This is a genomic window from Pseudonocardia sp. McavD-2-B, from assembly GCF_024124365.1.
GTDB classification, from domain to species: Bacteria; Actinomycetota; Actinomycetes; order Mycobacteriales; family Pseudonocardiaceae; genus Pseudonocardia; species Pseudonocardia alni.
The window spans coordinates 1-10,566 of record NZ_JAMXSG010000207.1 but is presented as its reverse complement, the minus strand read 5'-3'; the positions used below and the strand labels follow the sequence as shown (position 1 = coordinate 10,566).

The 10,566-nt window shown below is 74.6% G+C and carries 11 protein-coding genes; 2 read left to right on the top strand and 9 right to left on the bottom strand.

The window, feature by feature from the left end; genetic code table 11:
* The 7 genes from NH602_RS22465 to NH602_RS22435 form a co-directional block, all read right to left on the bottom strand.
* Nucleotides 1-868 (bottom strand): sulfite exporter TauE/SafE family protein (locus tag NH602_RS22465; RefSeq protein WP_253068838.1); only part of this gene is annotated, 868 nt, incomplete at its 3' end.
* A gap of 96 nt (nt 869-964) precedes the next feature.
* On the bottom strand, nt 965-1,117 hold the full coding sequence (locus NH602_RS22460) for a hypothetical protein (RefSeq protein WP_157818514.1): 153 nt from the start codon (nt 1,115-1,117) through the stop codon (nt 965-967).
* A gap of 243 nt (nt 1,118-1,360) precedes the next feature.
* Nucleotides 1,361-2,698, bottom strand: coding sequence for a sulfate adenylyltransferase subunit 1 (locus NH602_RS22455; protein WP_253068837.1), 1,338 nt, complete (start codon nt 2,696-2,698; stop codon nt 1,361-1,363).
* Nucleotides 2,698-3,636, bottom strand: a complete 939-nt coding sequence (gene cysD, locus NH602_RS22450) for a sulfate adenylyltransferase subunit CysD (RefSeq protein WP_179760581.1) — start codon at nt 3,634-3,636, stop codon at nt 2,698-2,700. The genes NH602_RS22455 and cysD overlap by 1 nt, the downstream gene beginning before the upstream one ends.
* Complete coding sequence (locus NH602_RS22445; protein WP_253068836.1) at nt 3,633-4,337, bottom strand: phosphoadenylyl-sulfate reductase; 705 nt, start codon at nt 4,335-4,337, stop codon at nt 3,633-3,635. Before NH602_RS22445 ends, cysD begins: the two co-directional genes overlap by 4 nt.
* Nucleotides 4,334-4,510, bottom strand: coding sequence for a hypothetical protein (locus NH602_RS22440; protein ID WP_062401491.1), 177 nt, complete (start codon nt 4,508-4,510; stop codon nt 4,334-4,336). The genes NH602_RS22445 and NH602_RS22440 overlap by 4 nt, the downstream gene beginning before the upstream one ends.
* Entirely contained in the window at nt 4,507-6,174 is a 1,668-nt protein-coding gene (locus tag NH602_RS22435) for a nitrite/sulfite reductase (protein ID WP_179760579.1), read from the bottom strand. The genes NH602_RS22440 and NH602_RS22435 overlap by 4 nt, the downstream gene beginning before the upstream one ends.
* A 434-nt stretch (nt 6,175-6,608) precedes the next feature.
* Here NH602_RS22435 and hemW point away from each other — a divergent pair, with 434 nt between their 5' ends.
* Both hemW and NH602_RS22425 read left to right on the top strand, forming a co-directional pair.
* Entirely contained in the window at nt 6,609-7,817 is a 1,209-nt protein-coding gene (gene hemW / locus NH602_RS22430; protein ID WP_374210249.1) for a radical SAM family heme chaperone HemW, read from the top strand.
* On the top strand, nt 7,814-8,599 hold the full coding sequence (locus NH602_RS22425) for a lipase (RefSeq protein ID WP_179760578.1): 786 nt from the start codon (nt 7,814-7,816) through the stop codon (nt 8,597-8,599). The genes hemW and NH602_RS22425 overlap by 4 nt, the downstream gene beginning before the upstream one ends.
* A gap of 22 nt (nt 8,600-8,621) precedes the next feature.
* Here the strand turns inward: NH602_RS22425 and NH602_RS22420 are convergent, their stop codons facing one another.
* The gene (locus tag NH602_RS22420; RefSeq protein WP_179760577.1) at nt 8,622-9,479 is read right to left on the bottom strand and encodes an ABC transporter permease; all 858 of its coding nucleotides are present in this window, start codon (nt 9,477-9,479) and stop codon (nt 8,622-8,624) included.
* Nucleotides 9,476-10,426, bottom strand: a complete 951-nt coding sequence (locus NH602_RS22415) for an ABC transporter ATP-binding protein (RefSeq protein WP_253068834.1) — start codon at nt 10,424-10,426, stop codon at nt 9,476-9,478. The genes NH602_RS22420 and NH602_RS22415 overlap by 4 nt, the downstream gene beginning before the upstream one ends.
* Between the last annotated feature and the right edge of the window lie 140 nt (nt 10,427-10,566).

Genomic DNA, 10,566 nt, shown 5'->3' with positions numbered 1-10,566 from the left:
CCGGCTCGGCGACGACCGGGCGGCGGCGCGGCAGCAGGGCCACGGTCACGACGAGCGCGATCGCCGTCGCCACCAGCACCCACGGGCCGGGGACGCCGAGCAGTGCGAGCGCCGAGGCGAGCAGCACCGCGGTCACGACCGGCTTGATGAGCCGGCCGGTGCCCCCGGAGGACAGCCGCGCGCCGAACCACACGCCGGGCAGGGCGCCGACGAGCAGCGCCGCGGCGAGGCCGAACTGGACGTCGCCGAAGAACAGGTGCCCGACCGTCGCGGCGGCGACCAGCGGGATCGCCTGCACGATGTCGGTGCCGACCAGCCGCGACGGGTGCAGCTGCGGGTAGGCGAGCAGCAGCATCGCGATGATCAGCGACCCGGCGCCGACCGAGGTCATCCCGACCGCCAGCCCGCCGACGACGCCGATCAGCACCGTCCGCAGCGGACGGACGTCCACCGGCGCGTCGGCGTCGACGGCGTTGCGGCTGCCGCGCCGGTCCATGACCTGCCGGAACAGCGTGGTCAGCACCGAGGCGACCAGCGCGATCCCGATGAACACCTTGAGCCGGTCCTCGACGCCGACGCCCTTCCCGATCATCCCGATGACCACCGCGCCGGCGAATCCGGCGGGGACGGCGCCGAGCACCAGCCACCCGGTGAGCCGCCAGTGCACGGTGCGCCGCCGGGCGTGCACCGCGGCGCCGACCGGCTTCATCACCAGCGAGGTCAGCAGGTCCGAGGAGATCGCGGTGAGCGGGTTGACCTTGAACACCAGGACGAGCAACGGGGTCAGGAGCGCACCGCCGCCCATTCCGGTGAGGCCGACGAGGAAGCCGACGAGCAGGCCTGCGAGCGCGAGCGAGGGGTCGAACATGATCCTGCTTCCTGCGCACGCCGGGCGTGCGGGAGCGTCCGTGACCCGTGCGAGGGGTACGCGGTACGTGGTGGGAGGTGGGTCGGGGGAGGTGCCTCAACCCCGGCGACAGAACTCGTCGAACGCGTCGAGCCGGCGCGACGGCCAGAACCGCTCGAGGTGCGCGACGAGGTGCCAGGAGACCGCCGGGTCCGACTGCGCGCGGCCGGACGCGAGGGTCCGGTCGGCGGGGGCGGCGGTCGTGGTCACCCGACCATGGTGGAACGGATCGAGGGGGTCGACAAGTCGTCGTCCGCTGGTCGGGACGACGGGAAACCTGTCCGGACACGTGGCCGCCGCGGGGCGCTGAGCTGCAGGGACGCGCCGCGGCGGGTCCCTCCTCGGCGCGTCCGGGTGACCCGGGCCACGACCGCCCGGTCCGGACACCCCACCCGGCACGACACGGCCCCCGCACCCGGAGCGGGTGCGGGGGCCGTGGACGGCGCGGAGCGGTCAGCCGGCGGCCGGCACCGCCGCGAGCGGGTCGCCCACCAGACCGGCGGCGAGCGTGTTGCCCGTCGGCGGGTCGATCAGCAGGAACCCGCCGGTGGTGCGGACCCGGGCGTAGGAGTCGACCGGCAGCGGGTCGGCGACGCGCAGCGACACCCGACCGATGTCGTTGATCTCCAGCTTCTCCGGGGCGGCGGCGTAGGACACCCTCTCGGTGTCCAGCCGCGCCCCCAGCGTCCCGACGATCACCTGGGTGGTGCGGGTGCCGTGCTTGAGCAGCAGCCGCGCGCCCGGGAGCAGCGGCTTCTCGGCCAGCCAGCACAGCGTCGCATCGATCTCGGAGGTGACCTCCGGGACGTCGGACGCGGCCGCGATCAGGGCGCCGCGGGGGGCGTCGATGTCGTCGGCGAGCAGCACCGTCACGCTCAGGCCCGCGCCGGCGGCGGCCAGCGGGCCGTCGGCGGTCCGGACCTCGGAGACGGTGGTGCGGTGCCCCTCGGGCAGGACGACGACCTCGTCGCCCGGACGGACGGTGCCGGAGGCGACCTGGCCGGCGTAGCCGCGGTAGTCGTGCAGGTCACCGAGCGAAGCGTCAGCGGAGCGAGACTCGGCACCGTTCCTGGGGCGGATCACGTACTGCACCGGCATCCGGAACGGGGCCGCGGTGTCCGGGCCGTCGACCGGGACCGACTCCAGGTGCTCCAGCAGCGTCGGCCCGGTGTACCAGGGCGTGTTGTCGCTGCGGAACGCCACGTTGTCCCCGACCAGCGCGGACACCGGGATGACCTGGACGGCGTCGTCGGTGAAGCCCAGCGAGCGGGTCAGCTCGGTGAACTCGCGCTCGATGTCGGCGATCTTCGCCTGGTCGTACTCGATCAGGTCGATCTTGTTGATCGCCAGGACCAGGCGCGGGACGCGCAGCAGCGACAGCACCGCGGCGTGCCGGCGGGTCTGGGCGACCACGCCGTTGCGGGCGTCGACCAGCAGCACCGCCAGCTCGGCGGTGGACGCGCCGGTGACGGTGTTGCGGGTGTACTGGACGTGGCCCGGGGTGTCGGCGAGCACGAACTCCCGGGTCGGCGTGCCGAAGTAGCGGTAGGCGACGTCGATGGTGATGCCCTGCTCGCGCTCGGCGCGCAGGCCGTCGACGAGCAGCGACAGGTCCGGCGTCGACATCCCCTTGTCGACCGAGGCGCGCTCGACGGCCTCGATCTGGTCGGCCAGCACCGACTTGGTGTCGTAGAGCAGGCGCCCGACCAGGGTGGACTTGCCGTCGTCGACGGAGCCCGCCGTGGCGAAGCGCAGCAGGGACCGGGAGGTGGTGTCGGCAGTGCCCGTCATCAGAAGTAGCCCTCCTTCTTCCGGTCCTCCATCGCGGCCTCGGACAGCCGGTCGTCGGCCCGGGTCGCGCCGCGCTCGGTGAGCCGCGACGCGGTGACCTCGGCGATGACCTCGTCGAGGGTGGTGGCGGTGGACTCGACCGCGCCGGTGCACGAGCCGTCGCCCACCGTGCGGTAGCGGATGGACCTGCGCTGCAGCTGCTCGCCGTCGCGCGCTCCGCCCCAGGGTCCCTCGGCGAGCCACATGCCGTCGCGCTGGAAGACCTCGCGCTCGTGGGCGTAGTAGATCGACGGCAGCTCGATGCCCTCGCGCCGGATGTAGCGCCAGACGTCGAGCTCGGTCCAGTTGGAGATGGGGAACACGCGGACGTGCTCACCGGCGGCGTGCCGTCCGTTGTAGAGGTTCCACAGCTCCGGGCGCTGCTTGCGCGGGTCCCAGCGGCCGAACGCGTCGCGCAGGCTCATGATCCGCTCCTTGGCCCGGGCGCGTTCCTCGTCGCGGCGGCCGCCGCCGAACACGGCGTCGAAGCGGTGCTCGGCGATCGCGTCGAGCAGCGGCTGGGTCTGCAGCGGGTTGCGGGTGCCGTCGGCGCGCTCGACGAGCCGCCCGTCGGCGAGGTAGTCCTCGACGCGGGCGACCTCCAGGCGGAGCCCGTACTGCGCGGCGATCCGGTCCCGGAACTCGATGACCTCCGGGTAGTTGTGCCCGGTGTCGACGTGCAGCAGGCCGAAGGGCACCGTGGCCGGCGCGAACGCCTTGATGGCCAGGTGCACCAGCAGCGTCGAGTCCTTGCCGCCGGAGAACAGGATCACCGGGCGGTCGAACTCGCCGGCGACCTCGCGGAACACGTGGATCGCCTCGGACTCCAGTGCGTCGAGGGCGTCCAGCGCCGGGGTCGTGACGGCGGCGGTCACGGGGGTCTCCTCCACGGTCGTCATGCGTGCAGCCCGCACTCGGTCTTGGCACGTCCGGCCCAGCGGCCGGAGCGGGGGTCCTCGCCGGGCTTCGGCTTCGCGGTGCAGGGCGCGCAGCCGATGCTCGGGTAGCCGGCGTCGACCAGCGGGTTCACCAGGATCCCGTGCTCGGCGATGTAGGCGTCCATGTCCTCGTCGGACCACGCGGCGATCGGATTGATCTTGACGAGGCCGAACTTCTCGTCGTAGGTGACCAGCGGCGTGTTCGCCCGGGTCGGGGCCTCGACACGGCGGACGCCGGTGACCCAGGCGTCGTAGCCGGACAGCGTCCGCTCCAGCGGGACGACCTTGCGCAGCGCGCAGCAGCGGTCCGGCTCGCGGGCGAACAGGTCCTTGCCGTACTCGGCGTCCTGCTCGGCGACCGTCTGGTCCGCCTGCGCGTTCACGATGCGCAGCTGCGGGTAGACGGCGTCGACCGCGTCGCGGGTGCCGATGGTCTCCGCGAAGTGGTAGCCGGTCTCCAGGAACAGCACGTCGATGTCCGGCCGGGCCCGCTGGGCCAGGTCGACCAGCACGGCGTCCTGCATGTTGGAGGCGACGATCAGCCGGTCGCCGAAGGTCTCCGCGGCCCAGTCGAGCAGCTGCTCGGCGGTCGCGTCCGGGCCCAGCTCGGCGGCACCACGCTCGGCGGTGGCGCGCAGGTCGGTCTCCAGGGCAACACTCATGATTCCGCTCCCGAGGTCTCGGGGACGCCGATCCCCACGAAGGTCACGACGAAGGTGCGCAGGCAGCCGGCGCACCACCAGGCGGCGCCGGGGACCTTCTCGGACCGCTCGGCCGGGCGCAGGTCCTCCTCGCCGCAGTACGGGCAGTGGAACGGCGTGACGCGCCCGCTCACTTCAGGTCCTCCTCGTCGGCCCGCAGGACCCACTGGGCGAACCGCTCGTCGCCGTCGCGCTGCTCGGCGAAGCGGCGCACCACGCGCTCGACGTACTCGCCCAGCTCGGCGCTGGTGACCTTGAGCCCGCGCAGCTTGCGGCCGAAACCGGAGTCCAGCCCCAGCCCGCCGCCCAGGTGCACCTGGAAGCCCTCGACCTGGTTGCCCCCCGCGTCGGTGACGATCTGGCCCTTGAGGCCGATGTCGGCGACCTGGGTGCGGGCGCAGGCGTTCGGGCAGCCGTTGAGGTGCAGCGAGATCGGCACGTCGGGGACGACGTCGGCGAGGCGCTTCTCCAGGTCCTCCACCAGCCGGATCGCCCGCTCCTTGGTCTCGACGATCGCGAGCTTGCAGAACTCGATGCCGGTGCAGGCCATCGTCGAGCGGCGCCAGGTCGAGGGCCGGGCCGGCAGGCCGAGCCGGTTCAGGTCCTCGATCAGCCCGTCGAGCCTGTCGTCGGCCACGTCCAGCACGACGATCTTCTGGTACGGGGTGAACCGGATGCGGTCCGACCCGGCGCGCTCGGCGGCGTCGGCGACGGCGAGCAGCGTCGTGCCCGACACGCGGCCCGACGGCGGAGCGACGCCGACGTAGTTGCGGCCGTCCTTCTGCTTGTGGACGCCAACGTGGTCGATGGGCCGCTCGGGGACCGCCGGGGCGGGGCCGTCGACGAGCTTCCGGCCCAGGTACTCGTCCTCCAGGATCTGGCGGAACTTCTCCGGGCCCCAGTCGGCGATGAGGAACTTGATGCGGGCGCGGTGGCGCAGGCGGCGGTAGCCGTAGTCGCGGAACACCTGGACGACGCCGTGCCACACGTCGGGGACCTCGGCGAGCGGGACCCAGGCGCCGAGCCGTTCGGCGATCCGCGGGTTGGTCGACAGCCCGCCGCCGACCCACAGGTCGAAGCCGGGGCCGTGCTCGGGGTGCTCGACGCCGACGAAGGAGATGTCGTTGATCTCGTGTGCGACGTCCTGCTGCCAGGAGATCGCGGACTTGAACTTGCGCGGCAGGTTCGACAGCTCGCGGTCGCCGATGAAGCGGCGCACGATCTCGTCGATGGCCGGGGTCGGGTCGACCACCTCGTCGGCGGAGACTCCGGCGACGGGGGACCCCATGACCACACGGGGGCAGTCACCGCAGGCCTCGGTGGTCTGCATGCCCAGCGGCTCGATCAGCTTCCAGATCGCCGGGACGTCCTCGACGCGGATCCAGTGGTACTGGATGTTCTCCCGGTCGGTGACGTCGGCGGTGTCGCGGCCGTAGCGCTGCGAGACCTCGCCGAGGGCGCGCAGCTGCTCGACCGAGACCGAGCCGCCGTCGAGGCGCACGCGCATCATGAAGTACTCGTCATCGAGCTCCTCGGGCTCCAGCGCCGCGGTGCGGCCGCCGTCGATCCCGGGCCTGCGCTGGGTGTAGAGCCCCATCCAGCGGAACCGTCCGCGCAGGTCGGCGGGGTCGATCGAGTCGAAACCGCGCCGGGCGTAGACGTTCTCGATCCGCGCGCGCACGTTCAGCGGATTGTCGTCGCGCTTGCTGCGCTCGTTGGGGTTCAGCGGTTCGCGGTGGCCGAGTTTCCACTGCCCCTGCCCCTTCGGGCGGCGGGGTGCGGTCTTCGAGGGCGCCATGTGGTGGGTGCTCCGATGTCGGGCGAACCGGGCACACCCCGGCCCGGGACAGGGCACGGAGCGGCCCGGGGCGGTTCGGGAGGGGCCGTCGGATCAGCGACGACGACAGAGCGCGCTACGAGTCCGGTTCAGATCCACGTGGCGACGCGCCACGAGGCGGAGACGGAGTGCGGGCACGCACACAGGCTGCCACGGTGTCCGGACCTGCCACAAAGTGATGTTCGCATCCTGGGAGGGAGGGGCGGATAGGTCCGGACGTTCGCCGCGCGGTGTCCGGTTCACCCGGAATCCCCGGGTCACGGGCCCGGTGGAACCCGTCGTCCACCGCGGGCCCCCCGGATGCCACCCCGTCGCGACCGGCCCGTCCCGTGCGCCCCGGACCTGTCGGGGAGCGGTCCGGGCCCGAGGTGCGCCCGGCACCGACCGGCCCGGCGGTGGCACACTCGCCGGACGTGACCTCCGTGCCGCCGGCCTTCGGGCTCTACGTCCACGTGCCGTTCTGCGCGACCCGCTGCGGCTACTGCGACTTCAACACCTACACCGCCTCCGAGCTCGCGGGCGACGCCGCGTCCCCGGACGGCTGGCTCGCCGCCGCCCGCGCCGAGATCGCGCTCGCCGCCCGCACGGTGGGGGACCGCACCGTGGAGACGGTGTTCGTCGGCGGCGGCACCCCGTCGCTGATCGGCGCCGACCGGCTCGTCGCGGTGCTCGACGCGGCCCGCGAGCACCTCCCGTTCGCCGACGACGCCGAGGTCACCACCGAGTCCAACCCCGAGTCGGTCTCACCGGAGTTCTTCGACCGGCTCCGGGCCGGCGGGTTCACCCGCATCTCGCTGGGCATGCAGTCCGCCGCCCCGCACGTGCTCGCCGTACTGGACCGCACGCACACCCCGGGGCGCGCCGTCGCCGCCGCTCGGGAGGCCCGGGCCGCCGGGTTCGGTCACGTCAACCTGGACCTGATCTACGCCACCCCCGGCGAGACCGACGACGACCTGCGCGCCTCCGCCGACGCCGTCCTCGACGCGGGGGTGGACCACGTCTCGGCCTACGCGCTGATCGTCGAGGACGGCACCGCCCTGGCCCGCCGGGTCCGCCGCGGGGAGCTGCCCGCCCCCGACGACGACGTCGCCGCCACCCGCTACGAGCTGCTCGACGCGCGGCTGCGCGACGCCGGGCTGTCCTGGTACGAGGTGTCGAACTGGTCGCTGCCCGGCGCCGAGTGCCGGCACAACCTTGGCTACTGGCGCGACGGCGACTGGTGGGGGATCGGCCCCGGCGCCCACTCCCACCTGGCCGGGACACGCTGGTGGAACGTCAAGCACCCGGCGCGCTGGGCGGGCGCGCTCGCCGCGGGGGAGACCCCCGAGGGCGGTCGCGAGGAGCTCACCGCGGATGAGCGGCACACCGAGCGGGTCATGCTGCGGCTGCGCCTCGCCGAGGGCATGGCCCTGACCCTGCTGCACGACGGCGGTCGCGGGGCCGCCGCCCGCGCCGTCGCCGAGGGGCTGCTGGACCCGGCGGCGCACGCCGCGGGCCGTGCGGTGCTGACCGACCGCGGACGGCTGCTGGCCGACCGGGTCGTCACCGACCTGCTGATCGCCGACGACACCCCGGCGGCCGGCACCCCGGCGGAGGCCCGGTGAGCCCGCGCCGCCGGGCGCTGCTGGTCGTCGCCGCACTGCTGGTGGCGCTGGGCGTGGTGGCCGCGGTCGTCACGGCCCTGCCCGAGGGGTCCCGCGGCGCCGGCGGGCCCGTCGCCCAGGACCGGCCGGGCCCGGTCCTGCTCGTCCCCGGCTACGGCGGCGACCGCACCGGCCTGGAGGTCCTCGCCGGGGCCCTGCGCGCCCAGGGCCGCGACGCGCGCGTCCTGGCCCTCGACGGCGACGGCACCGGCGACCTCGACCGGCAGGTGGCGGTGCTGGACCGCGCGGTCACCGTCGCCACCGACGCCGGGGCGCCGTCGGTCGACGTCGTCGGCTATTCCGCGGGCGGCGTCGTCGCGGGGCTGTGGGCGATCCGCGACGACGGCCCGGCCCGGGCCCGGCGGATCGTGTCGATCGGCTCCCCGCTGGCCGGGACGACGGTGGCCGGCTCCGCCGCGGCCGTGTCCCCGGAGGCGTGCCCGCAGGCGTGCCGTCAGCTCGCCCCGGGGTCGGCACTGCTGGGGGAGCTCGCCGGGGCCGGGACGGCGGTGCCCTGGCTGTCGGTGTGGACCGACCGTGACCAGGTCGTCACCCCGCCGACCTCGGCCCGCCTCGACGGTGCGGTCAACGTGGAGCTGCAGCAGCTGTGCCCGGGCTCGACCGTGGGCCACGGCGGCCTGCCCGCCGACGACGCCGTGATCGGCCTGGTCGTCCGTGCCCTGTCCACCGCACCGATCGACGAGGCCCCGGCCGCCTGCGGCACCCTGCGCGCCGCGGGCTGAGGCGGCCCGGCGCGGCGGGCACTCAGCTCGCGATGTCCTTGGTCGCCAGGTTCGCCCACGCCGCCCCGACGGCGACGGCGACCCAGCCCGCCTGCACCCACGCCCCGGTGCGGGCGGCGTCGTAGAGGACCGGGTCGCGGTAGAGGTCGATCCAGGCCAGCCAGTGCGCCGTCGGCAGGAAGTCGACGAAGGCGGCCGAGGCGTCGAGGGCCTGCAGCGACGCGCTGGTCACCACGACCGCGAGCACCGCCAGCGCCGCCGCCAGCGGGGAGTCGGTCAGGGTGGAGAAGAAGATCCCCAGCGCGCCCAGGGTGAGCATGCACAGCGCCAGGTAGGCCACGGTCAGCCCGGTCCGGGTCGCCAGGTCCACCGGTTCGATCACCGTCCCGGACAGCGACGCGACCGAGCCGGGCCCGGCGTCGACCGGGGGCAGGGTGAGACCACCGGTGGCGGTGGTGGTGCCGGTGCCGAACACCGCGATCCCCACCGCGTAGGACGTCAGCACCACCAGCGTCACCGCGGTGACCACGAAGAACGCCACCGACACCAGTTTCGCCACCAGCAGCCGCAGCCGTCCGACCGGCCGGATCAGCAGGTAGCGCAGGGTCCCCGCGGCGGCCTCCCCGGCGACGGTGTCCCCGGCGACCACCGCCACGGTGATCGGCAGCAGGATCGGCAGCACCAGGGCCAGCGCGAACGCCGGGAAGATCTGCCCGTTCGTCGCGACCGCGGACAGGAACGCGGGCCCCTGCCCGGGCGGCGGGAGGATCCCGGTGGCCGACACGACCACCGCGACGAGCGCCGGCAGCGCGCACAGCAGCAGCCAGCACAGCCACACCCGGGTGCGGCGCAGCAGCAGTACCAGCTCGACGAGGATCACCGCGCCACCGCCCGCCCGGCCGTCGACACCCGGTCCGAGCCGTCACCGGTGCGTTCCAGCACCACCTGTTCCAGGGTGCGGCGCTCCGGTTCCAGCGACGCCACCGGCACCCCGGCCCGCACCAGGTGCGCGTTGAGGTCGGCGGGGTCGACGGCGCGGACCACGAGCCGGTCGCCGTCGGCGGACTCCAGCGCCCGGCCGAGCGCCCGCGCCGCGGCCGCCGGGGCCGGGGTGCGGACGACGACCCGGCCGGTCGGTGCCCGCAGCTCGTCGAGGTCCTGGGTGAGCACGAGGTGCCCGGCGTCCATCACCCCGACCCGGGTGCACAGCGTCTCCACCTCGGCGAGCAGGTGGCTGGACAGCACCACGGTCGTGCCCCGTTCGTTCAGCGCGGTCAGCAGGGCGCGCATCTCGCCGATGCCCCGCGGGTCCAGGCCGTTGGTCGGTTCGTCGAGCAGCAGCAGTGCCGGGGCGCGCAGCAGCGCCGAGGCGATGCCCAGGCGCTGGCGCATCCCCAGCGAGTAGGCCCGCACCGGGCGGCGGTCGACCCCGCCCAGGCCGACCTGCTCCAGGGCCTCCTGCACGCGTCGTCGCCGGTCGGCGGGCCGGTGCAGCGGGCCGCCCACCGAGCCCGCCGCGTCGAGCAGGGCCAGGTTCGCGCGGCCCGACAGCCCCGGCCAGGCGGCGGGGGACTCGACCAGCGCACCGACCCGCGGCAGCACCGTGCGGGCGGCCCGCGGCATCGGCGAGCCCAGCACCTCGATCGACCCCGAGGTGGCGTGCACCAGCCCGAGCAGCATCCGCACCAGCGTCGTCTTGCCGGAGCCGTTCGGGCCCAGCAGCCCGAACCGGGAGCCGGCGGGCACCGCCAGGTCGACGCCGTCGACGGCGGTGACCCGGCCGAACCGCTTGGTCAGGGCGTGCGTCGCGACCACCGGGTCGTTCACCGGCGGGTCCCCATCAGCTCGACGGCGGCGGACTCCAGGACCCCGGGCCGCACCGTCCCGGCCAGCAGCACCCCGCGCCGTCGCCGACGGGCGACGACGAGGCTGAGCAGCGGCGTCGCCACCCGGGCGGCCGAGCCGCC